At 74.2% G+C, this 26,566-nt stretch carries 17 protein-coding genes, 2 pseudogenes and 1 riboswitch; of the genes and pseudogenes, 5 read left to right on the top strand and 14 right to left on the bottom strand.

Features of this window, described 5'->3' with window-relative positions:
* Together ACIP4P_RS39205 and ACIP4P_RS39200 are read left to right on the top strand one after the other, a co-directional pair.
* Window positions 1-117 (top strand): annotated as a pseudogene (locus ACIP4P_RS39205) (ABC transporter ATP-binding protein); the annotation flags it as partial.
* Between the two features lie 45 nt (window positions 118-162).
* Window positions 163-2,724 carry an ABC transporter permease gene (locus tag ACIP4P_RS39200; RefSeq protein WP_400927472.1) on the top strand — a complete coding sequence of 854 codons (2,562 nt, stop codon included), beginning with the start codon at window positions 163-165 and terminating at the stop codon, window positions 2,722-2,724.
* Window positions 2,725-2,946: 222 nt separating this feature from the next.
* On the opposite strand, the gene ACIP4P_RS39195 is transcribed toward ACIP4P_RS39200, so the two are convergent.
* The 7 genes and pseudogenes from ACIP4P_RS39195 to ACIP4P_RS39165 all read right to left on the bottom strand — a co-directional run bounded on the left by ACIP4P_RS39195 (window position 2,947) and on the right by ACIP4P_RS39165 (window position 11,106).
* Window positions 2,947-4,314 (bottom strand): NAD(P)/FAD-dependent oxidoreductase, encoded by a 1,368-nt coding sequence (locus ACIP4P_RS39195; protein ID WP_350515032.1) that lies wholly within the window; start codon window positions 4,312-4,314, stop codon window positions 2,947-2,949.
* A gap of 428 nt (window positions 4,315-4,742) precedes the next feature.
* The gene (locus tag ACIP4P_RS39190) at window positions 4,743-5,678 is read right to left on the bottom strand and encodes an exopolyphosphatase (RefSeq protein ID WP_400927486.1); all 936 of its coding nucleotides are present in this window, start codon (window positions 5,676-5,678) and stop codon (window positions 4,743-4,745) included.
* Between the two features lie 149 nt (window positions 5,679-5,827).
* A pseudogene (locus tag ACIP4P_RS39185) lies at window positions 5,828-6,367 on the bottom strand (DUF501 domain-containing protein); the annotation flags it as partial.
* Window positions 6,339-6,845, bottom strand: a complete 507-nt coding sequence (locus tag ACIP4P_RS39180) for a septum formation initiator family protein (protein ID WP_350515031.1) — start codon at window positions 6,843-6,845, stop codon at window positions 6,339-6,341. The gene ACIP4P_RS39180 and the pseudogene ACIP4P_RS39185, both read right to left, overlap by 29 nt.
* A 145-nt stretch (window positions 6,846-6,990) precedes the next feature.
* Window positions 6,991-8,280 (bottom strand): phosphopyruvate hydratase, encoded by a 1,290-nt coding sequence (eno, locus tag ACIP4P_RS39175; protein ID WP_400927467.1) that lies wholly within the window; start codon window positions 8,278-8,280, stop codon window positions 6,991-6,993.
* A gap of 253 nt (window positions 8,281-8,533) precedes the next feature.
* Window positions 8,534-9,421 (bottom strand): transglycosylase family protein, encoded by an 888-nt coding sequence (locus ACIP4P_RS39170; RefSeq protein ID WP_400927464.1) that lies wholly within the window; start codon window positions 9,419-9,421, stop codon window positions 8,534-8,536.
* 4 nt (window positions 9,422-9,425) lie between these two features.
* Window positions 9,426-9,594: riboswitch (cyclic di-AMP (ydaO/yuaA leader) on the bottom strand.
* 210 nt (window positions 9,595-9,804) lie between these two features.
* Window positions 9,805-11,106 carry a cytochrome P450 gene (locus tag ACIP4P_RS39165; RefSeq protein ID WP_350515028.1) on the bottom strand — a complete coding sequence of 434 codons (1,302 nt, stop codon included), beginning with the start codon at window positions 11,104-11,106 and terminating at the stop codon, window positions 9,805-9,807.
* A 278-nt stretch (window positions 11,107-11,384) separates the two neighbouring features.
* On the opposite strand from ACIP4P_RS39165, the gene ACIP4P_RS39160 reads away from it, so the two are divergent.
* Window positions 11,385-11,810 (top strand): SDR family NAD(P)-dependent oxidoreductase, encoded by a 426-nt coding sequence (locus tag ACIP4P_RS39160; RefSeq protein ID WP_350515027.1) that lies wholly within the window; start codon window positions 11,385-11,387, stop codon window positions 11,808-11,810.
* Between the two features lie 47 nt (window positions 11,811-11,857).
* Here ACIP4P_RS39160 and ACIP4P_RS39155 read toward each other — a convergent pair whose 3' ends face one another.
* The 7 genes from ACIP4P_RS39155 to ACIP4P_RS39125 form a co-directional block, all read right to left on the bottom strand.
* Window positions 11,858-12,895 carry a MazG family protein gene (locus ACIP4P_RS39155; protein ID WP_400927459.1) on the bottom strand — a complete coding sequence of 346 codons (1,038 nt, stop codon included), beginning with the start codon at window positions 12,893-12,895 and terminating at the stop codon, window positions 11,858-11,860.
* A gap of 122 nt (window positions 12,896-13,017) precedes the next feature.
* Window positions 13,018-16,647: a transcription-repair coupling factor gene (gene mfd, locus ACIP4P_RS39150; protein WP_400927456.1), complete on the bottom strand. Its 3,630-nt coding sequence runs from the start codon at window positions 16,645-16,647 to the stop codon at window positions 13,018-13,020.
* Between the two features lie 633 nt (window positions 16,648-17,280).
* Window positions 17,281-18,699, bottom strand: a complete 1,419-nt coding sequence (locus tag ACIP4P_RS39145) for a DUF4047 domain-containing protein (protein WP_400927453.1) — start codon at window positions 18,697-18,699, stop codon at window positions 17,281-17,283.
* 265 nt (window positions 18,700-18,964) lie between these two features.
* Complete coding sequence (locus ACIP4P_RS39140; protein ID WP_400927450.1) at window positions 18,965-21,640, bottom strand: SUKH-4 family immunity protein; 2,676 nt, start codon at window positions 21,638-21,640, stop codon at window positions 18,965-18,967.
* Between the two features lie 63 nt (window positions 21,641-21,703).
* Window positions 21,704-22,705, bottom strand: a complete 1,002-nt coding sequence (locus ACIP4P_RS39135) for an SMI1/KNR4 family protein (protein ID WP_350515335.1) — start codon at window positions 22,703-22,705, stop codon at window positions 21,704-21,706.
* A gap of 63 nt (window positions 22,706-22,768) precedes the next feature.
* The gene (locus ACIP4P_RS39130) at window positions 22,769-23,890 is read right to left on the bottom strand and encodes a DegT/DnrJ/EryC1/StrS family aminotransferase (RefSeq protein ID WP_400927447.1); all 1,122 of its coding nucleotides are present in this window, start codon (window positions 23,888-23,890) and stop codon (window positions 22,769-22,771) included.
* A complete protein-coding gene (locus tag ACIP4P_RS39125; protein WP_400927444.1) occupies window positions 23,887-25,035 on the bottom strand; it encodes a Gfo/Idh/MocA family protein in 1,149 nt (382 codons plus the stop codon). Before ACIP4P_RS39125 ends, ACIP4P_RS39130 begins: the two co-directional genes overlap by 4 nt.
* 431 nt (window positions 25,036-25,466) lie before the next feature.
* Between ACIP4P_RS39125 and ACIP4P_RS39120 the strand changes: the two genes are divergently transcribed.
* Window positions 25,467-25,928 (top strand): YwqJ-related putative deaminase, encoded by a 462-nt coding sequence (locus tag ACIP4P_RS39120; RefSeq protein WP_350515338.1) that lies wholly within the window; start codon window positions 25,467-25,469, stop codon window positions 25,926-25,928.
* A 73-nt stretch (window positions 25,929-26,001) separates the two neighbouring features.
* Window positions 26,002-26,565, top strand: coding sequence for an SUKH-3 domain-containing protein (locus ACIP4P_RS39115; RefSeq protein WP_350515417.1), 564 nt, complete (start codon window positions 26,002-26,004; stop codon window positions 26,563-26,565).
* Window position 26,566 lies beyond the last annotated feature (1 nt).

Here is a 26,566-nt window from a genome sequence, read left to right as displayed (position 1 = left end):
GCCGACCGCGTCGTCTTCCTCGCCGACGGCCGCATCGTCGACGAACTCCACACCCCCACCGCCGACACCGTCCTGGACCGCATGCGCCGCTTCGAGGCCAAGGGCCGCACCAGCTGACACCCGGCCGCCCGCCCGACGCCCTCGAACCTCCCAGGACACCTCATGTATCGCACCGCACTGCGCAATGTGCTGGCCCACAAGGGCCGACTGCTGATGACGGCGCTGGCCGTCATGCTCGGCACGGCGTTCGTCGCCGGCACCATGGTCTTCTCCGACACCATCGGCAAGGCCATGCGGGACAGCAACTCCACGAGCTACTCGGACGTCTCGGTCCAGGTGGTGGACCGCGCGGCCGGCTCCGCGGCCTCCGCCCGGCAGAAGGGCGAGGACGCCTCCGCCCCGCTCACCGACGCCACCGTCCAGCAGCTGGCCGCCCTGCCCGGCGCCGCCGGCGCCCGCGGCGTGGTCAGCGGCTTCACCGGGGTCGCCGACCGCCAGGGCAACCTGATCGGCCAGGTCTGGTCCGCCCGGGGCGCCAACTTCGCACCGGGCCAGGACGGCAAGGACGCCCGCTACCCGATGGCCGAGGGCCAGGGCCCGAAGAACGCCAAGGAGGTCGCCCTCGACCGCAGGACGGCCGACAAGGCGGGCTACAAGGTCGGCGACACCGTCCGGGTGGCCGCCAACGGCCCGGTGATCGAGGCGAAGCTCACCGGCGTCTTCACCACCGACGACCCGGTGGTCAACACCGGCGGCACGCTCACCCTGTTCGACCGGGCCACCGCCCAGCAGATCCTGCTGGAGCCGGGCCAGTACAGCAGCGTCGTGCTCACCGCCAAGCCCGGCACCTCCGAGGACGCGCTGCTCGCCCAGGTCCGGCCCAAGCTGCCGACCGGCGGCCGGTTCGACGTCGAGACCGGCGCCAAGCTGAAGGCCGACGATCAGGCCATGATCGCCAAGGGCACCGACAACCTGCGCATCGTGCTGCTGGTCTTCGCCGGCATCTCGCTGTTCGTCGGCATCTTCATCATCGCCAACACCTTCACCATGCTGGTCGCCCAGCGCACCAAGGAGCTGGCGCTGCTGCGCGCGATCGGTGCCAGCCGCAAGCAGGTCACCCGGTCGGTGCTGGTCGAGGCGCTGCTGATCGGCGCCGCCTCCGCGGTGGCCGGTCTGCTGGCCGGCATCGGGATCGGCGCCGGCATGCGGTCGCTGATGGGCGCGATGAACGAGAACATGCCGACCGGCTCGCTGGTGATCGCACCGGCCACCATCGTGGTGACCCTGGTGGTCGGCGTCCTGGTGACGGTCCTGTCGGCCCTGCTGCCGGCCGTGCGCGCCGCCCGGATCGCCCCGGTGGCCGCGATGAGCAGCGGCGACCAGCCGGCCAGCCAGAAGAGCCTGATGGTCCGCAACACGATCGGCGCGCTGTTCGCGGCCGGCGGCCTGGCCCTGATCAGCTACGGCGCCTCCACCGGCAACGACTCCGGCCGGCTGCCGGTGGGCGCGGGCGCCTTCCTGGCCCTGATCGGCGTGTTCGTCCTGCTGCCGCTGCTCTCCCGCCCGGTGGTCGCGCTGGCCGGCCCGCTGCTGCGCGGCCTCGGCGGCACGCCCGGCAAGCTCGCCCAGCAGAACGCGGTCCGCAACCCGCGCCGCACCGCGGCCACCGCCGCCGCGCTCACCATCGGCCTGACCCTGGTCAGCGGCCTGACGGTGATCGGCACCTCGGTCGGCGCCACCGTCGACCGGGCCGTCACCAGTTCGATGAAGGCCGACTACATCGTCTCGGTCGCCAACGGCATGAGCCTGTCCCCGCAGGTCTCCGAGCAGATCGCCAAGACCCCGGGCGTGGCGGCCTCCTCCCCGGTGACCACCGCCGCCGGCTGGAAGCTCAACGACACCCGCCAGGAAATCAACGGCCTGAACCCGGACGGCTTCGAACAGCTCCTCGACGTCAAGCTGACCAGCGGTTCGGCCGCGGCGCTCGGCCAGGGCCAGCTGCTGGTCTCCCAGGACGTCGCCACCAAGTCCGGGGTCGGCACCGGCTCGACGATGACCGTGACCTACCCGGACAAGTCCACCGGCCGGCTCACCGTCGGCGGCGTGTACGAAAAGGGCGGCATGCTCGGCTCGGTCCTGCTGGCCAACAGCGAGATCGCCAAGCACGAGTCGAAGCCGTACACCGCCGACGTCCTGGTCAAGGGCAAGGACGGCGCCACCGCGGGCCTCAAGCAGGCCCTCAAGGACGCCACCGGCGCCAACCCGGTGATCGAGGTGAAGTCCAAGCAGGAGGTCCGGGACGACTTCAGCCAGACCATCACCAACGTGCTGAACATCATGTACGGCATGCTGGCGATGTCCGTGCTGGTCGCGGTCCTGGGCGTGGTCAACACGCTGGCGATGTCGGTCTTCGAGCGCAAGCGCGAGATCGGGATGCTGCGGGCGATCGGCCTGGACCGCGGCGGCATCAAGCGGATGGTCCGGCTGGAGTCGGTGGTGATCTCGCTCTTCGGCGCCGGGATCGGCCTGCTGCTCGGCTGCTTCATCGCCTGGGCGATCAACGGGACGCTGAAGTCCAGCCTGACCGGGCTGACCACCGTCCTGCCGTACGGCCAGCTGGCGCTGTTCCTGGGCCTGGCCGGGCTGGTCGGCCTGGTGGCCGCGATCTGGCCGGCCCGCCGGGCGGCCGGGCTGGACATCCTGTCGAGCATCAAGACCGACTGACGGACCGTCCGCCTCCGCCCCCGGTCGCACCCGCGGCCGGGGGCGGAGGCGTCCGGAACACAGCGGGAGCCCCTGCCGAAGGATCGGCAGGGGCTCCTCAACTGCTGTACTCCGCCCGGTCGCACGGCCGGCTGAGCACCACGGAGGTCGTGGTCCGGCGACACTGCCGGGCGGAGGGCCTCCGACTCATACCCCGGCGCTCCCACACCGGGGTCCAGTCGCTTACTTGCTGGCGAGCTCCTTGTCGGCGGCCGGCTTGGCGGCCTCGACGGGCTTGGTGGGCGGCGTGACCTCCTGGATCGGAAGCTGCGGGTTCTCCATCTGGGAGAGACCCACCGCCTCGCGCTTCAGGAACATCGCGAGGGTCCAGTCGGTGAAGACGCGGACCTTGCGGTTGAAGGTCGGGACCATCGCGCCGTGGTACAGGCGGTGGAACCACCAGGCCGGACGGCCCTTCAGCTTGTACTTGCCGAAGAGGATCGCCACGCCCTTGTGCAGGCCGAGACCGGCGACCGCACCCAGGTTCTTGTGCTTGTACTCCTTCTGCGGGAAGCCCCGCATGCCGGAGATCACGTTGTCACCGAGGACGACGGCCTGGCGGCAGGCGTGCTGGGCGTTCGGCGGGCACCAGGCGCCCTCGCCGGCGGCGAGGTCCGGCACCTGGGCGTTGTCGCCGGCCGACCAGACGTAGTCGAAGCCCTGGACCTGGAGGGTCGGAGCGGTGTCGACGTGGCCGCGCGGGCCCAGCGGCAGGCCGAAGTTGGCCAGCACCGGGTTCGGCTTCACGCCGGCCGTCCACACGATGGTGGCGGCGTCCATCTCCATGCCGTTCTTCAGCATGACGTGGCCGTCGATGCAGGAGTCCATCGAGGTCTCGATGTAGACCTCGATCTTCCGCTCCTCCAGCTTCTCCTTGGTCCACAGACCGAGGTCCGGGCCCATCTCGGGGAGGATGCGGTTGGCGGCCTCGACCACGACGAAGCGCATGTCGTCGCGGCTGACCGTCTTGTACAGCTTCGCGGCGTCGCGCGCCATGTCCTCGACCTCGGCGACCGTCTCGATGCCGGCGAAGCCGCCACCGATGACGACGAAGGTCAGGGCCTTGCGGCGGATCTCCGGGTCGGTGGTGGACTCGGCCTTGTCGAGCTGGGCCATGACGTGGTTCCGGAGGCCGATGGCCTCCTCGACCGTCTTCATGCCGATGCCGTTCTCCGCCAGACCCGGGATCGGGAAGGTGCGGGAGACCGAGCCGGTCGCGACGACCAGGTACTCGAAGGGCAGCTCGTAGCTGTCGCCGGCCGCCGGCTGGATGGTCGCGACCTTGCGGGCGTGGTCGATGCCGGTGACGGACCCGGTCAGCACCTCCGCCTGCTTGAGGGTCTTGCGCAGCGGCGCGACGAGGTTGCGAGGCGCGACGTTGCCGCCGGCCGCCTCGGGGAGGAAGGGCAGGTACGTCATGTACGACCGCGGGTCCACGACCGTGACGGTCGCTTCGCCGTAGCGCATCTTCTTGAGGATGCGCATCGCGGCATACAGGCCGACGTAACCACCGCCGACAATGAGGATGCGAGGACGCTCCGTGGTGCTCATATCCGAAAGTATCCAGCACCGTCCGGAGCAGCCTTCGTGAGCCCGGTCACAAGTTGCTGGACACCCCGTGCTACACTCCGCGCCCACAAAAACGGCACGGACGCACCGGCTCACGGGCCCCGACGGTCCCTCGTGAACGTGCGCCGGAGCACCACCCGGCTGAGCAGCAACGATCCGTACAGCGCCCGGGTTCCCGCTCGTGATTTCGATTTTCAAACCTCAGCCGAGGCCTGACCTGCGATCCAGCGGGCCGTGCGCCGGGCGGGCCTTCGGTCTCACAATTCGGGCGTAGTGGGCCACGGGGTGCGACGAATGGCCGGATCGCCATGTGAAGAAATTCACGAACTTTCCGCCACGCACCCGGGCGCGCCCCGGCCCCGGCCCCCGGGAAGGGGTGCCGGGGCCGGTTCGGTAAGTCCCGAGGCGACTCAGGAGGCCGTACTCCAGGCGATGCCGTCCAGGATGTCGTGCTCGCTCACGACCACCTCGGCCGCGCCGGTGCGGTCCATGATCTCCAGCAGCTCCAGCGCGCCGGCCGCGATCACGTCCACCCGGCCCGGGTGGACCGACGGGATGGCCGCGCGCTCGGCGTGGGTGGCGGCCAGCAGCTCGGCGGCGATCTCCGCGACCCGCTCGCGGCTGATCCGGGAGTGGTGCACCGTCATCGGGTCGTAGACCGGAAGGCCCAGGGCGATCGCGGACACCGTGGTGACCGTGCCCGCCAGGCCCACCAGGGTGGCCGCGCCGGTCAGCGGGACGACCTCCTCGGCCTTGTCCAGCTCGGCCCGCACATGCGCCCGGGCCTGCGCGATCTGCTCCGCGGAGGGCAGCTCGGCCCCGCCGAAGTGCCGCTCGGTCAGCCGCACGCAGCCGATGTCCACCGAGCGGGCCGCCTGCACGTCCGCCGCGCCGAGCACGAACTCGGTGGAGCCGCCGCCCAGGTCGAAGACCAGGTAGGGGGCCGGGAACTGCCCGCCGGTCAGCTCCTTGGTGGCGCCGACGAAGGACAGGTGCGCCTCCTCCTCGCCGCTCACCACCTCCGGCTCGACGCCCAGGATGTCCCGCACGCCCTTGACGTACTCGTCGCTGTTCTCGGCGTCCCGGGAGGCGCTGGTGGCGACGAAGCGGGTGCGCTCCGGGCCGACGCCGAAGCCGTCGATGACCTCCCGGTACTCCCGGCAGGCCGCGAAGGTGCGCTCCAGCGCCTCCGGCTGCAGCCGGCCGGTGCGGTCCACGCCCTGGCCCAGCCGGTTGACGATCATCCGGCGGTCGAGGTCGGTGATCTCGCCCGTCTCCGGGTCCAGGTCGGCGACCAGCAGTCGGATCGAGTTGGTGCCGCAGTCGATCGCGGCCACGCGGGTCATGCTCACTCGGACTCCTGCTCCGCTGCGCCGGCGTCCCGGTCCGCGGCCTCGGTGGCGCGCTTCTTGGCGGCCCGCTCGGCGGTCTTCTGCTGCTTGGCCGCGATCACGGCCTCGTGGTCCTGCTCCTTGACCCGGTTGCGCAGGACCCGCTCACCGGCCGCCTCGACCTCGGCCGGGGAGACGCACGGGCCCTTGGCCCACCAGTCCTCCAGCATGCCGATCGCCTCGTCGCCGAGCGGGTTGACGCCCTCGCCGGCCGCCAGCGAGTGGCCGACCAGCACGTGCAGGCACTTCACCCGGTCCGGCATGCCGCCGGCGCTCGGGAAGCCCTCCAGCACCTCGATCGCGTCGCGCCGGGCGATGTAGTCCTCGTGCGCCTTCTGGTAGGCGGCGGCCAGCTCCGGGTCCTCGGCGAGGCGCGCGGTCTGGTCCTTCATCACGCCGTCCGCCTCCAGGGTGCCGATCAGCGAGGCGGCCTTGGGGCAGGTCAGGTAGTACAGCGTCGGGAACGGCGTGCCGTCCGGCAGCCGGGGGGCCGTCTCCACGACGTCCGGGTTGCCGCAGGGGCAGCGGTGCGCCACACCGCGCAGGCCGCGCGGTACCCGGCCGAGCTGGGCGGCGATGGCCGCGACGTCGGCGTCGGAGACGGTGGGGTGGTTCTCAGTGGTCATGGGGGGTGGGGTCTCCAACGGGGGACGGGGGGAGCGGACGGGGGGTGGCGGGGGCCAGCGCGACGGTGTCGGCGGCGTCCACCGAGTCCCAGACGCTGGTGTACCAGGGCTTCGCGGCCTTCGCCTGGCCGCCCGCCGCCTCGGCGGAGGGGGTGGCCGAGCCGGCCGGGGCCGAGGGCTTGGCGGCCGCGCCGGAGGGGTCCACCGCGATGTACGGGGTCTCCCCCGGCACCGCGTAGTGCAGCCGGGCGCGGGCCTGCGCCTTGACGTACTCCGGATCCTGCCAGCGGGCCCGGTCCCGGCGCAGCTGCTCGACCTGCTGGCGCGAGTGGTCGGCCTTCGCCCGCTGGGCGGAGATCTCGGCGCGCTGGGAGATGAACTGCCGCGTCGGGTACGCCAGGATCGCGACCAGTGAGCAGAGCACCAGGACGAGGACGGTCGCCCGGCTCGTGAACCGGGGCCGGGCCGCCAAGCCCGGGATCCTCCAGCCAGCCATCTCCCGTTTCCCCTCCTGGTCGCGACGGTGCCCCGCCGGACACCCTACGGGGTGTGCGGCGGGGCACCGGTCAGGCTTGCGCTACCGGGGACCTTCGGCCCCACGGTTTCCGGCCTCGGAGGCTCAGGCCTCGTACTTACTGTGCCTACTGGTCCGCGGAGCGGAACCGCGGGAAGGCGCCGCGGCCGGCGTACTCGGCGGCATCGTCGAGGATCTCCTCGATGCGCAGCAGCTGGTTGTACTTGGCGACGCGCTCGGAGCGGGCCGGGGCACCGGTCTTGATCTGGCCGCAGTTGGTGGCGACGGCCAGGTCGGCGATGGTGACGTCCTCGGTCTCGCCGGAGCGGTGCGACATCATGCAGCGGTAGCCGTTGCGCTGGGCCAGCTCGACGGCGTCCAGGGTCTCGGTCAGCGAGCCGATCTGGTTCACCTTCACCAGCAGGGCGTTGGCGGTACCGGTCTCGATGCCCTTGGCCAGGCGGGCCGGGTTGGTGACGAACAGGTCGTCGCCGACCAGCTGGACCTTGTCGCCCAGCTTGACGGTCATGGCCTTCCAGCCGTCCCAGTCCGACTCGTCCAGCGGGTCCTCGATGGAGACCAGCGGGTAGGCGGCGACCAGCTCGGCGTAGTACTCGATGAGCTCGGCGGCCGTGAGGGCCTTGCCCTCGAACTGGTAGGCGCCGTCCTGGTAGAACTCGGAGGCGGCGACGTCCAGGGCGAGCGCGATGTCGCGGCCGGGCACGTAACCGGCCTTCTGGATGGCCTCGGTGATGAGGTCCAGGGCCTCGCGGTTGCTGTCCAGGTTCGGCGCGAAGCCGCCCTCGTCGCCGAGGCCGGTGGACAGGCCGCGCTCCTTCAGCACGCCCTTGAGGGTGTGGTAGACCTCGACGCCCCAGCGGACGGCCTCGGAGAAGGACTCCGCGCCGATCGGAGCGATCATGAACTCCTGGATGTCGACGTTGGAGTCCGCGTGCGAGCCGCCGTTGAGGATGTTCATCATCGGGACCGGCAGGACGTGGGCGTTCGGGCCGCCCAGGTAGCGGAACAGCGGCAGGTCGCTGGCCTCGGAGGCGGCGTGCGCGACGGCCAGCGAGACGCCCAGGATGGCGTTGGCGCCGAGCGAGGACTTGTCCGGGGTGGCGTCCAGGTCGAGCATGGCCTGGTCGATCAGGCGCTGCTCGGTGGCGTCGTAGCCGACCAGCTCCGGGCCGATCTGCTCGATGACGGCCAGGACGGCCTTCTCCACGCCCTTGCCGAAGTAGCGGTTCTTGTCACCGTCGCGCAGCTCCAGCGCCTCGAAGGCGCCGGTCGAGGCACCCGACGGCACAGCGGCACGACCCGTGCTGCCGTCGTCGAGGCCGACCTCGACCTCGACCGTGGGGTTGCCGCGGGAGTCGAGGATTTCGCGGGCTACGACGACATCGATGGACGGCACGAAGCATCTCCTTGCGGAAGCAGGGTCCGGCCCACGGTGGTGCGGTCGGCCGGATGATTGCGGAGTCGTTACGACCAGAGCCTAACCGCCCGGGCTCCCGGGGCCACCTCGACCTCGGCTCCGTCTCAGCGTGTGGCCCCGCTACCCACCGGTAGTTCACCTGCTCGTCCCAGCCGGTCCGGCCGGAGCGGGCGAATGCGGACGAAGGGGGCCGCGCCGGGCGCGACCCCCTCGGAATGCGTCCGGGGACGGCTCAGCCGAGGTGCAGGACCTGGCCGGGCATGATCAGGTTCGGGTTGCCGCCGACCGTGCCGCGGTTGCCGTCGTAGACCGCCTGCCAGCCGCCGGACACGCCCTGGGCGGCGGCGATGGTCGACAGCGTGTCGCCGGAGCGGACGGTGTAGTCGTGACCGCCCTGGGCGGCGGCCTGCGGGGCCTGCTGCGGCTGGGCGGCGGCCTGCGGGGCGTACTGCTGGTAGACGCTCTGGTGGCTGGTCCAGTACCAGGAGCCGCCGTTCTGGTACCAGTACACCTTCGAGTCGGCGTCCCAGCCGGCCTTGCCCGGGAAGCCCTGCAGCTGCGGCTTGGCCAGCTGCGGGGCGGCCGGCTTGGCGTCGTCCTGCTGCGGGGCGGGCTTCGCGGCGGGCTTGGGGGCCTGGGTCTTGGGGGCCTGGGTCTTGGGGGCCTGCTGCTTCGGGGTGGACTGCTGCTGGGCGGACTGCGGCTTGGCGTCCGAGGAGGTGTCCACGGCCGCCGGGGCGCCGCCCTTGCTCAGCCCCGCCTTCTTGGAGCAGACCGGCCAGGCGCCCGGGCCCTGCGAGGCGAGCACCTTCTCGGCGACCGTGATCTGCTGCGCCCGGCTGGCCTGGTTGGCCTGCGCCGCGTACGCGGTGCCGCCGTACGCCTTCCAGGTGCTGGAGGTGAACTGCAGGCCGCCGTAGAAGCCGTTGCCGGTGTTGATGCCCCAGTCGCCGCCGCTCTCGCACTGGGCGACGGAGTCCCAGGCGGAGGCCGGGGCGGCGGACGCGCCGGTGGCGGTGAGGAGCGGCAGCGCGAGTCCGACGCCGGCCACACCCGCGACGGCGATGGCCTTCTCGGCCTGGGTGCGACGACGGTGACGGCCAGATCCAACGAGCAGCATGAAGGGTCCCTCTCCGCACGCCTGCGAGGTGAGCTGTCGGGTTCGGACCGGGAGGTGGCCCGGCCGCCGTATGCGGGAACGGTCCCGCGCGGGCGGCTTCACCCCGAGCCGTGGGAGAACGGCAACAAACCTGGTTCCCCCGCCCCTGCCCAGGGTTCTGGTCGGTTTCCCGTGGCGCGGCGGGCAGGACTCGGCGTTCCGCGTTCGGGGTCCGCAGCTGCGAACTCCAGGGAGACTAGACAGATCCTCAGATCAATCACAAGCTCATATCGCCGACATCACACAAGAATTACGGCGCGTGTTCGATCGCCTACGGACGGCGGGGCTTTGTCCGGTTTGATGGGTGTTCATACCGTCGCCGAGGCGCCGTTCGCGACCCCGCGTCAGTGTGTCGGAGCCTCCGGGCGGGCGTGCGGCGAACGCACTTCCGGACTGAATTCGACCGGAAGTTCACGCAATCCACGCATGATCAGGCCACCGCGCCAGCGCAGGTTCTCCGGACTTTCGGCCAGGCGCAGATCGGGCAGCCGGGAAAGCAGCGTGGCCAGCGCGGACCGTCCTTCGAGCCGGGCCAGCGGGGCGCCGATGCAGTAGTGGATGCCGTGCCCGAAGCCCAGGTGGGGATTGTCGGTCCGGGCCAGGTCCAGGGTGTTCTCGTCGGAGAACCGGGCCGGGTCGCGGTCCGCCGCCGCCAGCACCACCAGCACCGGATCGCCGACCGGGATGTCCACCCCGCCGATGGTCAGCGGCCGGGTCGCGAACCGCCAGGTCGCCAGCTCCACCGGCCCGTCGTAGCGCAGGAGTTCCTCGATCCCGGTCTCCAGCAGCGCGGTCTCGCCGCGGGCCACCGACTCCTGCAGCAGCGCCCGCTGCCCGGGGTTGCGCAGCAGCGCGTACGTCCCGTTGCCGATCAGGTTGACGGTGGTCTCGAACCCGGCGAACAGCAGGATGAAGGCCATCGCCGCGGCCTCGTTCTCGCTCAGGTGCTCGCCGTGGTCGCTCGCCCGGATCAGGCCGGAGATCAGGTCGTCGCCGAGGTCCGCCCGCTTGCGGTGGATCAGCTCCAGCAGGTACGCCCGCATCTTCTTCACCGCCCGGCCCACGCCGCCGCGTTGGCCGCCGCCGTGTCGGATCATCATGCCCGCCCAGTCGCGGAAGTCGTCCTGGTCCTCGGCCGGCACGCCCAGCATGTCGCAGATCGCGTAGATGGGGAGCGGGAAGGCGAACTCGTGGATCAGGTCGGCCGATCCGCGCTGCGCGAAGCCGTCGATCAGCCGGTCGGTCAACTGCTGCACCCGCGGCTCGAACTCGGCCACCCGGCGCGGGGTGAAAGCCTTCGACACCAGTCGGCGCAGCCGGGTGTGGTCCGGCGGGTCGATGTTCAGCAGGTGGGTCATCAGGTCCGCCTGCCGCTCCCCCGGGATGCCGACCCGGCCGGTGCGGTGCGCCTGCTCGCTGTGGTGCGCCGGGTTCTTCGACAGCCGGCCGTCCGCGAGCGCCTGCCGGGCGTCCGCGTACCTGGTCACCAGCCAGGCCTCCACCCCGCTCGGCAGCGTGGTGCGGTGCACCGGGGCGTGCTCGCGCAGCCAGGCGTAGGCGGGGTACGGGTCGGCGGCGAACTCCCAGGTGAAGAGCTGGGGGTCGGGCTGGGCGGCGGACTGAGCGGCATCGGGCTGAGCTGGCATGGGTCGACCGTAACCGCTGGACCGGCGGCGCCCGGCTACCGGCGGAACATCACCGGTTCGCGAACCGTTCGTGAGCGGCGCGCGAGCAGTGTGCCAACCCTCCGTGGACGCCCCGTGGACGGTCCGTGGACAGCCCTTGGACAGCTCTTGGCCGGGTGGCAGGCGTGAGCCTGGTCACCTGCGGGGTAATCCCTGTTGCGGAGGGTCAGGACGTGCCTACGATCCTCCGCAGTATGCGTGGGCGCCGGTGCGGTGTCGCCCACAGGGAGGAGCAGGCCATGCGGGTCAGCGGAGCAGTCGTCGTCATCGCGGTACTCGACGGCGGTTCGGGAGCCGACCTCGCCCGCCGGTTCACCGCGGCCGGCGCCGCCGGGATGCTGATCGCCGACCAGCACGTCGGGATCGCGGAGGACCTCGCCGCCGAACTCGACCGGCCGGGCTGCCCCGTGGTGGGCGTCTGCGGCGACATCCGCCGGCCCAGCGACGTCGCCGCCCTGGTCGACACCGCCGAGAAGCACCTCGGGCCGATCGACCTCTTCTGCGTCGCCGGCCCGCGCGGGGAGCGGATCGTCTCCCTCGCCGAGCTGCCCGACCACCTCGACCTGGAGCGGCTCGCCGAACTGGTCGCCCTGGTCGGCGAGGCGATCGGCGAGCTCGTCCCGCCGCAGCGGCAGCCGGTCGGCCGGACCGCCACGGCGGCCTGAGCCGCTCCCGTCCGGCCTGGGCCGGGCCGGCTCCGGCCCGAACCGGGCTACTCCGGCTTGAGCCCCTCGGCCGCGCGCACCGCGTCCCGGTAGCCGCGCGCGGCCGAGCGCAGCGCCGCGTCCACGTCCACCCCGGCGTCGTGCGCCCGCTGCGCGACGGCCAGCAGCAGCCGGCCCGCCGACTCCGCGGTCAGCTCCCCCGGCAGGACGTACGGCTCGTCCGGCACCCCGGTGAAGCCCGCCCGGCGGACCCGGGACACCAGCTTCGCCGCGTACGCCAGCGCCGGCAGCCCGGCCGGGACGCCGTCCAGGACGGACTCCCGGTCCGCCTTCTCGGCCGCCTTCAGCTGCTCCCAGTTGGCCTCCGCCTCGGCGGCGCCCGCCACCTCGACGTCCCCGAACACGTGCGGGTGCCGGTAGAGCAGCTTCTCGACCATGTCCCCGGCCACGTCGTCGACGGTGAACGGATCGGTCGGGTGCTCCTCGGCGATCCGGGCGTGGAACAGGACCTGGAACAGGACGTCGCCCAACTCCTCGCGCAGCGCGTCCCGGTCCCCCTGCTCGATCGCCTCGACCAGCTCGTAGGCCTCCTCGACCAGGTACTTCACAAGGCTCTCGTGGGTCTGCTCGGCGTCCCACGGGCAGCCGCCGGGCGAGCGCAGCCGGTCCATCACCGAGGCCAGGTCCAGCAGCCGCGCCCCGGGCAGGTCGTACGAGCCCGGCAGCACCTCGATCTCCGGCACCTCCCCGGCGTGCTCCACCGCGAGGCGGGCCAGCGCGTCGGTCAGCCCCGGGTCCCCGTCCGGGCCGCCCAGCCACACCGTCGGCCCCGCCCCGGCCGGCTGCCCGGTCAGCAACCGCGCCAGCGCCGGCGCCGACCCGGCCGCCGCCACCTCGACGGCCACCCCGGCCTGCCGCACGGCCGCCACCTGCGGATGCCCCTCCTCGCCCACCAGCACCCGCCCGGCCGACCGCAGCGCCTCCCAGGCCGGCCACGCCAGCAGCCCGGGGGCCACCCGGTGGGTGGTGGTCAGGAGGATCAGCTTCGCGCCCGGAGGGTTCGTCGGCACAGCGTTCGTCGTCACCCCTCGAACCTACCCGCCCCGGGCGCGCCCGGCCCGTGCCGGTGCCCCGCACGCGAACGGCGGCCACGGGCCGGGCCCGTGGCCGCCGCGGGGCGGGTGCCGGCTGCCGCCGGCGGCCGGCGTTACCTCCTCGACCCCGCCAGGTCGTCGAACATCGCCGACAGGAACTCGGTGCACCAGGTCAGCAACTCGCGCCCGACCAGCGGCTTGCCGCCGATCCGGCCGGTGCTGGGCCGCGGCACCAGCAGCTGCTGGGCCGCCGCCTTGACCTGGCTGCGCGGGTAGAGCCGGTTCAGCCGCAGTTGCTGGGACTCGCGCAGCTCCACCGGGCCGAAGCGGACGTTCGAGCCCTGGAGGGTGATGTCCGCGATCCCGCACCGCCGGGCGTAGAGCCGCAGTGCGGCGACCATCAGCAGGTTCTCCACCGGATCGGGCAGCTTCCCGTAGCGGTCGGTGAGTTCGTCCCGGACCTGCTGGATGTCCTCCTCCGAGTTGACCGCCGCGATCGAACGGTAGGCCTGCAGCCGCAGCCGCTCGCCGGGCGCGTAGTCGTGCGGCACGTGGGCGTCCACCGGCAGCTCGATCTTCACCTCCAGCGGCTCCTCCTCCGGCTCGCCGCCGTTGGCCAGCGACTCGCGGAACTCGGCCACCGCCTCGCCGACCATCCGCATGTAGAGGTCGAAGCCGACGCCCGCGATGTGCCCGGACTGCTCGCCGCCGAGCAGGTTGCCGGCGCCGCGGATCTCCAGGTCCTTCATCGCGACGTACATGCCGGCGCCCATCTCGGTGTGCTGGGCGATGGTGGCCAGGCGCTCGTGCGCGGTCTCGGTGAGCGGCTTCTCCGGCGGGTACAGCATGTACGCGTAGCCGCGCTCGCGGCCGCGCCCGACCCGGCCGCGCAGCTGGTGCAGCTGGGACAGGCCGAAGGTGTCGCCGCGCTCGACGATCAGGGTGTTGGCGTTGGAGATGTCGATGCCGGACTCCACGATCGTGGTCGACACCAGGACGTCGAACTCCTTCTCCCAGAAGTCGACGACGACCTTCTCCAGCTGGGTCTCCCCCATCTGCCCGTGCGCGGTGGCGATCCGCGCCTCCGGCACCAGGTCCTTCAGCCGGGCGGCCGCCTTGTCGATCGACTCCACCCGGTTGTGGATGTAGAACACCTGGCCCTCGCGCAGGAGTTCACGCCGGATCGCGGCCGAGATCTGCTTCTCGTCGTACGGTCCGACGAAGGTCAGCACCGGGTGCCGCTCCTCCGGCGGGGTGGTGATGGTGGACATCTCGCGGATGCCGGTGACCGCCATCTCCAGGGTGCGCGGGATCGGCGTCGCGGACATGGTGAGCACGTCCACGTTGGCCCGCAGCTTCTTCAGCTGCTCCTTGTGCTCGACACCGAAGCGCTGCTCCTCGTCGACGATGACCAGGCCGAGGTCCTTGAACCTGGTCTCGGAGGAGAACAGCCGGTGGGTGCCGATGACGACGTCCACCGAGCCCTCGAACAGCCCCTCCAGCACGGCCTTGGCCTCGCTGTCGGTCTGGAAGCGTGACAGCGCCCGCACGTTGACCGGGAAGTTGGCGTAGCGCTCGGCGAAGGTCGAGAAGTGCTGCTGCACCAGCAGCGTGGTCGGCACCAGCACGGCGACCTGCTTGCCGTCCTGCACCGCCTTGAACGCGGCCCGCACGGCGATCTCGGTCTTGCCGTAGCCGACGTCGCCGCAGATCAGCCGGTCCATCGGGACGGACTTCTCCATGTCCGACTTGACCTCGGCGATGGTGGTCAGCTGGTCCGGCGTCTCCGCGTACGGGAAGGCGTCCTCCAGCTCGCGCTGCCACGGGGTGTCCGGGCCGAAGGTGTGCCCGGGCGCGGCCATCCGGGCCGAGTAGAGCTTGATCAGGTCGGCGGCGATCTCCTTGACCGCCTTCTTGGCCCGCTGCTTGGTCTTGGCCCAGTCCGCGCCGCCGAGCCGGTGCAGGGTCGGGGCCTCGCCGCCGACGTACTTGGTGACCTGGTCCAGCTGGTCGGTCGGCACGAACAGCCGGTCGCCGGGGTGGCCGCGCTTGGCGGGGGCGTACTCCAGCACCAGGTACTCGCGGGTGGCGCCCTGGACGGTGCGCTGCACCATCTCGACGTACCGACCGACGCCGTGCGCCTCGTGCACCACGAAGTCGCCGGCCGCCAGGGCCAGCGGGTCGATCGCGTTGCGGCGCCGGGACGGCATCCGGCGCATGTCCTTGGTGGAGGACTTCTGGCCGGACAGGTCCGTCTCGGTGATCACGGTGAGCTTCAGCCGCTCGTCCACGAAGCCGTGCTCGATCGAGCCGCAGGAGACGTGGACGACGTCCCGGGTGGGCGCCTCGGCGAGGTCGGCGACCAGCCGGGCCGGGATGCCCTCGTTGCCGAGCACCTCGGCCAGCCGGGAGGCCGGGCCGTGACCCTCCGTCACCATGACGACCCGCCAGTCCGCGGCCAGCCGCTCCTTGGCGTCGGCGATCGCCCGGGCGGTGTCGCCCCGGTACGCCTCGACGGCATGCATGCCGAGGGTCAGCGTGTTGGCGTCGAACTCCAGGATGCCGTCGACCGTCGACTCGCTGGTCGCGAACGGGCTGACGGACCACCAGGGCAGCCCGATCTCGTCGGCGTGCTCGCGCACCTCGGCGAGCGAGCGCAGCGAGGCGGCGGAGACGTCGATGGCCTCCAGGTCGATCGGGCGGTCGCCACCGGCGGCCGCGGCGACCCAGGAGGCGTGCAGGAACTCCTGACTGGTCGCCACCAGGTCGGCGGCCCGGGTCCGCACCCGCTCCGGGTCGCAGACCACCGCGACCGAGCCGAGCGGCAGCACGTCCATCAGCAGTTCCATGTCGTCCACCAGCACCGGTGCCAGCGACTCCATGCCCTCGACCGCGATGCCCTCGGCGATCCGGTCCAGGATCTCGGCCAACCCGGGCTGCTCGGCGGCCAGTTCGGCGGCCCGGGCACGCACCTCGTCGGTCAGCAGCAGCTCCCGGCAGGGCGGCGCCCACAGGCCGTGCTCGGCGATCTCCAGCGAACGCTGGTCGGCCACCTTGAAGTAGCGGATCTCCTCGACCTCGTCGCCCCAGAACTCCACCCGCAGCGGGTGCTCCTCGGTCGGCGGGAAGACGTCCAGGATGCCGCCGCGGACGGCGAACTCGCCGCGCTTCTCGACCAGTTCGACCCGGGCGTAGGCGGCCGCGGCGAGCCGGCGGGCCACCTCCTCCAGGTCGTGCGACTCCCCGCGCCCAACGGCCACCGGCTCCAGCTCGGCCAGCCCCTTGACCTGCGGCTGGAGCACCGAACGGACCGGGGCGACGATCACCTGCACCGGCCCGGCCGCCGGGTCGTCCGCCCGCGGGTGCACGATCCGGCGCAGCACGGCCAGCCGGCGGCCGACGGTGTCCGACCGGGGCGACAGCCGCTCGTGCGGCAGGGTCTCCCAGGCCGGGTACTCGGCGACCGCGTCGGGGGGCAGCAGCGAGCGCAGCGAGGCGGCCAGGTCCTCGGCCTCCCGCCCGGTCGCGGTGACGGCCAGCACCGGGCGGCCCCGGTCGCCGGCGGCCTGCCCGGCCAGCGCGCGGGCCAGCGCGGCGATCGCGAACGGCCGGGCGGCGGGCGGCCCGACCAGGTCCAGGTGGCGGCGGCCGCCGGCCGCGGCTCCGGTGGCGGTGGCCGCCTCGATCGCCTCGGCGAGCGCCGCGTCCCGCGCGACGACATCGAGCAGTCCGGTCAGGCTCATCTGAGGTCTCTTCTTCGTCCCGTGACTGATGCTGCCTCCGGGCGGCGGAAAGCCCGCCGGGGCAACGCGAACGGCCCGGCACGCCGAGCGGCCGGGGGTCTCCAGCCTACGCCGCGGCACGGACAGCCACGCGGCGTACGGGCCGGGCGGCACCGCGCCGCCGGGGCGGTGGACCGCACGGGGACGAACCGGCTCCCCCACCCGCCGTGCTGTCAGGGACACGACCGCAGACGAACCACTGGACGGAACGCCGGACCGACCGGTGGACGAACCAGCCTGGAGACCGCCCCGACCGGACTTCACCATCTGCCACGAACTGGACATACTCCTGTCACTGGCCGTCCATGGAGATCGCGCACCATGGTGAATGTGCCCGCCGCACCCAACCGTGGGGGATGGCTGTGGCGGCACTGTCGCACCCCCGATGGGGGTCGGAGGTGCGAGGCCGGGCGACCCTGGGTGGGGGCGCCCGCCCAAGCGCCGGGAACCGTGGCGCCCTTTCCTGGAGGGCGCCACGGGTCTCGGCCTCATGCGTTCACGGGCCCTTCCGGCCCGTCCCCGCCCGGCGCCGCGACGCGAAAAGGCCCTGACCGCCTCCCAGGGGGCGGTCAGGGCCTTCGAACGCGCGGGCGGCTAGCGGCGGCGGTAGGCCACCGTGTTGGGCGGCTCGTAGCCGGCGCCGTCGTCCACGATGATGATCTTCGGAATGATCCGGGTCTCCTCGGCGCCGGGCGCGCCGACCCCCGGCGCCGCGCCGTCCTGCGCGGACGTCACGGACGACACGGACGACACGGGCGGCGCGGGCGGCGCGGACGTCACGGGCGCCACCGGCGGCGCGGGCGGCTTCGGCGGCGCCGCGGCCGGGGCGACCGGGGCGACCGGGGTGACCGGGCCGGTCACCACCGGACCGGCGGCGGCCTTGGACAGCGCCACCGCACCGCCGACCACGGGCTGCCGCAGCACGCCCGTCGACTTCTCCGGCCCGCCGACGGCCCCGGCGGCGCTCTTCGCACCGGCCGCGGCGCCGGCCGTCGCCGAGGCCTCGCCCAGGTCCGGCAGCGGGATCTCCCCGGTGTCCGCCTCCGAGTCCACCGGCGCCACGTCGGCCACCGGCGCGTCGTCCACCACCGCGGCCGCCGCGGCAGCCGCGGCCACGAGCTTCTCGGGCTCCAGCTGCCCGACCGCCGCCCCGGTGAGCGAGGCCAGGGTCGCCTTGATGTGGTCCAGGTGCTGCTGCACCGTCTCCAGCCGGGCGTCGAAGGCGCGCTGCTCGCGCTCGCTCTCCGCGTTGATCTTCTCGGCCTCCCGGCGGGCCTGCTCGATCACCTGGTCGGCCTTGGCCTGGGCGTCGGTCTCCAGCTGCTTGATCCGGCCCAGCACACCCTCCCGGTGCTGCTCGGCCTCCTTGACCCGGCGCTCGGCGGTCGCGGAGACCTCGGCGTCCTCTGCGTCGGCCGCGGCCTGGGCCTCGGCGAAGGTCTCGTCGGCCTTGCGCCGCTTGGCGGCCAGCTCGGCCTCGGCCTGCTCGCTGGCCTCGGCGGCGGCCACCCGCACCTTGGCGGCGTAGGCGGTGGCGCCGTCCCGGGCGGTCCGGCTCTCCCGGTCGGCCTCGGCGCGGAGCCCCTCCGCCTCGGCGCGGGTCCGCTCGTCGGTGCGGCGGGCGGCCGCGTCGGCCTCGGAGCGGGTGGTGGCGCCGTACTCCTTGGCGGCCTTGTCCGCCTCCTGCCCGGCCTCGTACACCTCGTCCCGGAGGTCCTCGGCGAAGCGCTCGGCCTTCTCCTTCACCGCGCGGGCCTCGTTCTGCGCCATCACGGCCAGCCCGGCGGCCTGCTCGCTGAGCACCTGGTAGTCGGGCTCCGGGGCCTCGTCGGCGGCGCGGCGGATGACCTCCAGCCGGGTCTCCATCTGCCGGATCCCGGCTCCCAGGACGCTCAGCCGTTCCCAGGCCTCGTCGCGTTGCGCGGTCAGGGCGACCAGCGCCCGGTCGACCTGCTCGGGCGCGTAGCCGCGCCGGGCCTGGGTGAAGCCGTACTGGGGGACGGCGTCGCTCATGGGCTCTTCCCCTCGTTTCGCGGGCTGCGGAGCCCATGATCGGACGGAACGGCCGGATCCGGAACCGGTTCGGTGGCCGGGGCCGGATTCGGTCGTCCTGTGGACCGGAATACGTCGAGGACCGGACGAGTAGACCCATCCTCTTGACCTATTTTGCGCAGATCCGGACGAAACCCCAACGAGGCACAGCTTCCGGGACATGCCGGAGGGGTCGTTCCGGACACCGGGAACGACCCCTCCACCTGCGAGGATCCGCGACGGTCCGCTACAGCAGACCGTCCCAGAACTGCTCCAGCAGCACGGCCCACCAGGTGTCCGTGGTCTGCAGGGCCGCCGGGTCGATCGCGGCGAGCTGGGCCTGGAAGTCGGTCGTCCAGCGACCGGCCTGCTCCGGGGTCAGCCCGTACCGGAGCCGCCACATCCGGCCCAGCAGGGCCAGCGCGCGGACGAACTCCGGTACACCGGTGTTGACGAAGCGGGGCGGCTGGCCGGTTCCGTCGACATCCACGGCGACCACGTTCGCGGTGCCGTACTGGACGCACAGCTGACGGCCGTAGTCGTTGCCGAGCACCAGGTAGCCGCCGAAGTCCGGGCCCGCGGGCAGGCCCCGCTCGGCGGCCAGCTCGGCGAGCGTCGGGATCGGACGCCCCTCCTGCGCCTGGGCCCAGAAGAACGGCCCGAAGTCGCGCGGCAGCCCGGCCCACATCAGGGTCTGGGACACCGGCTCGGGCACGCCCTGGCGGGAGACCGCGCGCTGCTCGTAGCGGAACAGGTTCTGCCCGAAGGCCGTCCCCAGCTCCTGGGCGAGCTGCTGGGGCGGCAGCGGGGGCAGCGGCTGGACCGTGCCCGGCGCGGGCAGCGGGGCCCGGAACGGGCGGACCCGCTGGGCGCCGGCGGCCTGCTGGTGCAGCTCGTCCAGGTGGTCGAGCAGCTCGGCCATCCCGGCCTGCCGGGAGGCGTGGTCGCGGCCGTACGGGGCGGTGTGGGTCAGCCGCACGTTCGGCCAGGAGGCCGCGATCATGCGGTTGCAGTAGCCACCGGGCAGGTCGCAGGACTCCAGCTCGGTGTAGAGCTCCAGCACCTGCTCCGGGGGCACGTTCAGCCGGCGCAGGTCCTGGAGGATCTTCCACTCCGGGTGCGGGGTGCCGGGCTCGCTGCGGTGCAGCAGCTTCTGCTCCGAGCCGTCCGGGCCCCGGTAGCTGAGCGCGGCGAAGTAGCCCGGGCCGACCGCGGGCACCCCGGGCGGCACCGGCGCGCCCGGCGGCGGACCGGTGACCTGGACCGGCGGGACCACACCGGGCGCGGCACCCGCGTTCGGGTAGCCGTACCCGGCCGCGGGCGCGGCGGGGGCGGCCGGGCCGCCGGGCGGCGGCGGGACGGCCGGGCCCCCGGACGGCGGGGTGCCCGGGTCAGCCGGGCCGCCGAGCAGCGCCGGGTCGATCGCGCTCGCCAGCTGGGTCGCCTCGTACGCCACCCCGGCGGCCGGGGCCGGCCCGCCCTGCGGCACCGGGGCCGGGGCCGGGGCCCCGCCGGAGCGCAGGCCCGCCGGGGGCGGGGGCGGCGGGGTCGAACCGGCCGCCCGACCGCCGGGGCCGGCGGCGGGCGTGCCGGAGCCCGGGGTCTGCCGCAGCTCGGCGGGCGGAGGCGGCGGCGGGGCGGAGGCCTGGGCGCGGCCCAGCCCGCCGGGGCCGGACGGGCCGGGCTGACCGGCCGGGCCGCCGCGCAGCGCGGCCGGCGGGGGCGGCGGCGGGGCCGAGGCCGGGGCGCGACCGTGGCCGACCGGCGGCGCGGCGGCGGGCGGAGCCGCCGGGGCGGGGACGCCGGGGGCACCGGGCAGGCCGGCCAGCCCGCCGGGCGAGGCCAGCATGGTGGGCGCCTGCTCCGCCGGTGCGCCGGCCGGGGGCGGCCCGGGCGGCGTGCCGGGCGTGGCCAGCACGGTCGGGGCCGGCTCCACCGGGGCGGCGGGCGGGCCGGGCGGCGTCGCCGGGGCGCCGGGCAGGCCCATCAGGCCGGGCAGGGCGTCCGGCGGGGCGAGCAGCGTCGGCGCCGGCTCGACGGCCGGAGCGGGCGCCGGGACCGGCGGGACGGCGGGCGGCGCGGCCGGGGGCCGGGCGCCGACCGGCGGGACCGCGGGCAGGCCGGGGCCGCCCGGGGGCATCAGCACGGTCGTGGCCTCGGCCCCGGCCGGGGCGGGTGCCTCGGGCAGGTCCGAGCCGGAGGTGCGCAGGCCCTCGGGCATCAGGACGGTCGCCGCCTCGGCCCCGCCGGGCGCGGCGGGCGGCACCGGTGCGGCCGCGGGGGGCACCGGTACGGCGAACGGGTCCCCGCCGGGCGGCGGGGCCAGCATCGTCGGCGCGTCCCCGGCGGGCCGGTCGGAGACCGGCGGCTCGGTCAGCACGGCGGGCCCGGGCGCCACCGGCGGTACGGGCGCGGCGGGCGGCACGGGCGCGGCAGCGGGGGGCACCGGCACGACCGGAGCGGGCGCGGGCGCCGGGGGGGCCGGGGCGGTCCCCAGCTTCGCCGCCTCCGCCGCGAGCGCCGCCGCCCCCGCCTCCTGCAGCCACTGCGGCGGGCTGAGCAGGAAGGAGGTCGCCTCCACCGGCCCCGGCGCAGGCTTCGCCGCCCCGGCCGGGTTGGCCGCGACCGGCCGGCCGTACACCTCCTCGTACTGCCGGACCACCTCGTTGACGGGCAGCGCGGGCCACAGCGTGCTGGCGCCCGAGTCCCGGGCGATCACCAGCCGCGCCTCGCCCGCGCCGGAGCCCGCGCCCGACCCGCCGTCACCGGCGGCCGGGAGGCCCGGATCGCCCCCGGGCGGCACCGCCCAGCAGACGAAGCCCAGGTCGAACTCCCGGACCCGCACCTCGCGCTGCTGCCCGTGCGGCACCCCGCCGTTGATCCACTCCTCGGCGAGCTCCTGCGCCTGCGCGTACGTCACCACGCCCGGTTCACCCCTGTCCCCGTCGTCCCCACTCGTTCCATCGCCGCCGTTCCCGCCGCCACGTCAGTCCACCGGGACGGCCCGGGCGAACCCGCCGTCCACCATCAGCTCGGCGACCGTCTCCAGCTCCGGCGGGCTGCCGGCCAGCCGGAGCAGGAAGGCGTCGAAGTCGTCCCCGCAGGGCAGCAGCAGCCGGGCGCAGCGCTCCTCCGGGGCCTCGGGGGCGCCGGAGTCGCGGGCGTCGTCGTACAGGTGGAACCAGACCGAGCCGGTCCGCTCGCCGCGCACCTTGAGCGCGACGATGCCGCCCTGGACGTAGGCGATGCCCAGGTAGTCCTTGGTGAAGTGGTCACGCAGGCACTTGTTGGCGTAGACGACGTCCTCGCTGCCGTACTCCTCGGTGAGGGTCAGGAACGGCTGGTCGAGCAGCATGCCCAGCTCGGTGTCCAGCGCGACGCCGACCGGGCCGCGGCCGCCGCCCAGCTTGAGGAAGGTGCGGTAGGCGCCGGGCAGCCGGTAGCCGAGGCGCTCCTCGGCGGCCTGCACCAGGTCCTCGGGGACGCCGATCGGGTCGCCGCCGTCCTTGGCCAGCGAAAAGTGGACGGGCCGGCGCTCCTGGAGCGGGCGGGTACCGCGCCGGGTGTGGTCGGCGGGCGAGGTGGCCAGGCCGCCGTGGTGCCGCAGCAGGGCCTTGACCTCGACCGGGACGAGCTCCATCCGGCGCCAGCCGGGGGCGGCCCGGCCGACCGCGTGGTGCCAGGTCCAGCCGGGCGGGGTGGCCACCGCGGTCTCCAGGTCGGCCCAGAGCGGGTGCCCCTGGGTGAACAGCGCGGCGTTGGCCGAGACGTAGTCGGTCAGCCGCAGTTCGTCGACGCCGAAGCCCTCGGGCGGGTCGGCGACCTCGGCCGCCGCCGCGGCGTACGGGCCGAAGTCCGGGTAGCCGGCCTCGTCCACCCGGACCCCGGCCGGGTGCCGCTCCGCGCGGACCGGGTCCGGGAACTGCACCACCTGACCTGCGTACGCCGCGTTCGGTGCGGCGGCGACGCCGGGCCGACCTGTCGTCATCTGGGAGCCCCCACTGGCTGCTGCAAAGTGCTCGGTGCGCTTGCTGGGCCCCAGCCTATTGCGTCACCCGGCCGGCCGAACCCCCGCGTCCAGCGCCCGCCCCAACACCTCCACGACCCGTACCTGCTGGGCCTCCGTGAGGTGCGGGTGCAGCGGCAGGCTGAGCAGTTCGCGGGCGGCCCGCTCGGCGACCGGGAAGGCGCCCGGGCCGTGCCCGAGCGGGCGGAACGCGGGCTGGAGGTGGACCGGGACGGGGTAGTGCACCCCGGCGCCGATCCCGGCCGCGTGCAGGGCGGCGAACGCGGCGTCGCGCCGGCCGCCGGCGATCCGCACCGGATAGAGGTGCCGGACGTGCTCGTTGCCCGGCGCGGTGGACGGCGGCCGCACGTCCGGCAGGCCGGCGAGCAGCGCGTCGTAGCGGGCCGCGGCGGCCCGGCGGGCGGCGTTCCAGTCGGCCAGCCGGCGCAGCTTGGCGCGCAGCACGACGGCCTGCAGCGCATCCATCCGGGAGTTGAAGCCGAACCGTTCGTGCCGGTACCGGTCGCGGGCGCCGTGATCGCCGATCAGCCGTACGGCGGCGGCGAGTTCGTCGTCGTCGGTGAGCACCGCCCCGGCGTCGCCGTAGCCGCCGAGGTTCTTGCCCGGGTAGAAGCTGGTCGCCGCGATCCGCCCGTACCCGCCGCGCCCGTGCCGCCGGGCACCCTGGGACTGGGCCGCGTCCTCCACCACCGGTCGGCCGTCGGCCAGTTCCAGCAGCGCCTCCATCGGCGCGAGCTGGCCGAACAGGTGGACCGGCAGCAGCGCCACCGCGCCGGGCAGGGCGGCGGCGGCCCGCTCCGGGTCGATCAGCAGGTGCTCCGGGTCGACGTCGACCGGCACCGGGCGCAGCCCGGCCCGCTGCACCGCCTCGGCGGTGGCGACGAAGGTGTTGGCGGGCAGCACCACCCCGCCGCCGGGCGGCAGGTCCAGGGCGCGCAGGGCCAGTTCCAGCGCGTCGGTGCCGTTGCCGGCGCCCACGCAGTGCCGGACGCCGGCGAAGGCGGCGTACTCCCGCTCGAAGGCGGCCACTTCGGGGCCCTTGACGAAGACGCCGCCGGCCAGCACCCGGTCGAAGCCGGCCCGCACCTCGGCCGCGACCTCGGCGTGCGCGGCCGCCAGGTCCACCAGCGGGATCTCCGGGCTCATCGGACGGCCGCCCGGTCCGCGGCCCCCACCGGCACGGTGACGCCGCCGAGTTCGAGGCTGAGCGAGGCCGCCTCCAGCAGCTCCAGCACCCGGACCCCGGCCCGCCCGTCGGTGAGCGGGGCGCGGCCCTCGACGATGGCGGCGGCGAACTCGGCCATCACGTTGCGCAGCGCCTCCTGCTCGACCAGGGCGGGCGCGACCATCTCGCCGACCCGGTAGGAGATCAGCGCCCGGTGCCGGATGGCGTCGGTCAACTGGTCGGGCGGGGTGAGGTCGACCCCCCGGTCGTGCACGGCCAGCCGGGCCTGCGGGTTGAGGTCGTCCCAGACCAGGGTGCGCCGGGAGCCGCCGATCAGGGTGGTGCGGACCTTGGTCGGGGAGAGCCAGTTGACGTGGCAGTGCGCCAGCGCGCCGTTGCTGAGCCGCACCGTCAGGTAGGCGACGCAGGCCCGGCCGGCCCCGATCGGGTCGGCGCCCTGGGCGGACACCCCGACCGGCACCACCCCGGGCGGCAGCACGAAGTCCAGGATGGACAGGTCGTGCGGGGCGAGGTCCCACAGCACGTCCACGTCCGGCTGCACCAGGCCGAGGTTGATCCGCACCGAGTCGAAGAACTGGACGTCCCCGATCTCCCCGCCGTGCACCAGTTCGCGGATCCGACGGACCACCGGGGTGTAGCAGAAGGTGTGGTCGCACATCAGCACCAGTCCGGCGCGCCCGGCCAGTTCGACCAGTTCGGCGGCCTCGGCGGCGGAGGTGGTGATCGGCTTCTCCACCAGCACGTGCTTGCCCGCGGCCAGCGCGGCCCGCACCAGCGGGTAGTGGGCGCCCGCCGGGGTGGCCACCGCGACCGCGTCCACCCGCTCGTCCGCCAGCACCTGCTCGTACCGGCCGGTCGCCCCGACGGTGCTGTACTCCCCCAGCACGGCACGGGCCTTGGCCTCGTCCAGGTCGCACAGCCAGTGCAGCCGCAGCGCCGGGGTGTGCTGGGCGTTGCGGACCAGCTTCGGCCCCCAGTAGCCGGCCCCGACCACGGCGAGGCCCACCGGTCGTTCCGGCACCGGCCGGGGCGGCTCGCCCGGGGTGGGCACATGGCCGCCGGGCGCCTGGTTGGCGGCCTCGGCCGCCCACTGCTTCGACGTCATCGCTCGGGCCCCCTTGCGGAAGGGTCTGACTCCGGCACTCGGAAGGCACCGGGTGCCGGGGGCCGCCCTGCCCGCCCCCGGCGCCCGGGCCCCAACCTCCGTCGCGGGAAGCGGAGTCGGCCCCGCCGGTACGTGTCCGTACGGCCGGGACGGCCCCCCTTCGGCTCGCTGCCGGAACCGTACCGGCCCGGGCCCGGAGCCGTGGGCGGTTTCGGTGAATCAACGGACATGTCGTGACGACGGTGTGCGGATCAGGCCCTTCCACCGCCAGGATTCCGGTGGGGCGGGAACGCGATCCACCGCCGACCGCACGGGTGTTCGCCCGGCCCCGCACCCCGGTTGTGCGGTTGTCGGTGTCGAATGACAGGCTTGCCCGGACCGACCGGAACCAACAGGAGCCGGACCACCAGGAACGAGGAGGAGGACACCGCATGACCACCGGTGAGCCCGCGGGCCCGCCCGTGCTGCGCCACCTCCGCGACAGCCTGCTGCCCGCCGTCGCCGCCGCGCTGTCGCTCAAGGGCGGCGAGGTGCACACCCTGGCCGGCGACAAGGACGACCGGCGACCGGTCCTGCACCCGCTGGTCGACGAGTTCCTGCGCACCCTGCCGGTCGAGGCCCGCGAGCGGTTCACCGGGCGCTGCCCGGAGGCCGTCCTGCTCTCCCAGCACCTGACCACGGTCGACGGCAGGCGCTCCAAGCGCGCCGCCCGCAAGCCGATGAGCCTGCACGAGGCCCGCAAGGCGCTCAAGGGCTCCCGGATGACGACCCTCCGGATCCGCGAGGAGGGCGACCCGGCGCACGGCACCCACGCCCCGCCGTGCCGCTCCTGCGCCCCGATGCTGGAGCACTTCACCGTACTGAGCGTTGCCGTCGGGCCGCCGGCGCGGTGAGCGTCCGCACGCCGGACGTCCGCGCCCTGGCGCCCCTCGCACGCCCCCCTGTCCCCGAGCCCCGGAGCACGCCCTGAATCCGCCCAGCCCGCCCCCGCCCCCACCGGCCACCCTCGCCCCGGCCGCCGCCCCCGGGCGGACCCGCCCGCGCTTCCCCGCCGAGGTCGCCGCCGAGCTCAAGGCGGCCGGCTGGCACCCCGGCCGGTGGCAGATCCGGCAGGCCGAGGAGTGGGCCGACGCCCTGGTCGGACACGGCGGCGGCCCCGGCGCGACCGGGCACGCGGTGTTCCCGGCGGCGGTGGAGGCCTGGGCCGAGTTCGGCGGACTCGCCTTCGACCTGTCCGGGCCGGGCCGCCAGCTGGCCCGCACCCCGTTCCTGATCGACCCGCTGTGCGGCCTGCACCAGCCGCGCACCCTGTTCGACCTCGGCCGGGCACTGGGCAGCCAGGTCGCCCCGCTCGGCGAGGAGGCGTACGGGCAGGCGCTGCTGGCCGTCGACGAGGAGGGCCGGGTGTACAGCCTGGACCACACCGGCGAGTGGTTCCTCGGCCACGGCATCGACCAGGCGATCAGCGCGCTGGTGCTGGGCACCGCCCCGGAGCGGCTGCGCACCGCCGAGGAGCACGGGGCGCCGTAGG

The sequence above is a fragment of the Kitasatospora sp. NPDC089509 genome (assembly GCF_044749365.1).
GTDB lineage: Bacteria > Actinomycetota > Actinomycetes > Streptomycetales > Streptomycetaceae > Kitasatospora.
Note: the sequence above shows the minus strand (reverse complement) of the source record. Positions and strands in the feature narration are given on the sequence as shown.

Coding starts and splice junctions, on each gene's coding strand:
- ACIP4P_RS39200 (WP_400927472.1), top strand. CDS start 163: ATGTATCGCACCGCACTGCGCAATGTGCTGGCCCACAAGGGCCGACTG.
- ACIP4P_RS39195 (WP_350515032.1), bottom strand. CDS start 4,314: ATGAGCACCACGGAGCGTCCTCGCATCCTCATTGTCGGCGGTGGTTAC.
- ACIP4P_RS39190 (WP_400927486.1), bottom strand. CDS start 5,678: ATGACCCGCGTGGCCGCGATCGACTGCGGCACCAACTCGATCCGACTG.
- ACIP4P_RS39180 (WP_350515031.1), bottom strand. CDS start 6,845: ATGGCTGGCTGGAGGATCCCGGGCTTGGCGGCCCGGCCCCGGTTCACG.
- ACIP4P_RS39170 (WP_400927464.1), bottom strand. CDS start 9,421: ATGCTGCTCGTTGGATCTGGCCGTCACCGTCGTCGCACCCAGGCCGAG.
- ACIP4P_RS39165 (WP_350515028.1), bottom strand. CDS start 11,106: ATGCCAGCTCAGCCCGATGCCGCTCAGTCCGCCGCCCAGCCCGACCCC.
- ACIP4P_RS39160 (WP_350515027.1), top strand. CDS start 11,385: ATGCGGGTCAGCGGAGCAGTCGTCGTCATCGCGGTACTCGACGGCGGT.
- mfd (WP_400927456.1), bottom strand. CDS start 16,647: ATGAGCCTGACCGGACTGCTCGATGTCGTCGCGCGGGACGCGGCGCTC.
- ACIP4P_RS39145 (WP_400927453.1), bottom strand. CDS start 18,699: ATGAGCGACGCCGTCCCCCAGTACGGCTTCACCCAGGCCCGGCGCGGC.
- ACIP4P_RS39135 (WP_350515335.1), bottom strand. CDS start 22,705: ATGACGACAGGTCGGCCCGGCGTCGCCGCCGCACCGAACGCGGCGTAC.
- ACIP4P_RS39130 (WP_400927447.1), bottom strand. CDS start 23,890: ATGAGCCCGGAGATCCCGCTGGTGGACCTGGCGGCCGCGCACGCCGAG.
- ACIP4P_RS39125 (WP_400927444.1), bottom strand. CDS start 25,035: ATGACGTCGAAGCAGTGGGCGGCCGAGGCCGCCAACCAGGCGCCCGGC.
- ACIP4P_RS39120 (WP_350515338.1), top strand. CDS start 25,467: ATGACCACCGGTGAGCCCGCGGGCCCGCCCGTGCTGCGCCACCTCCGC.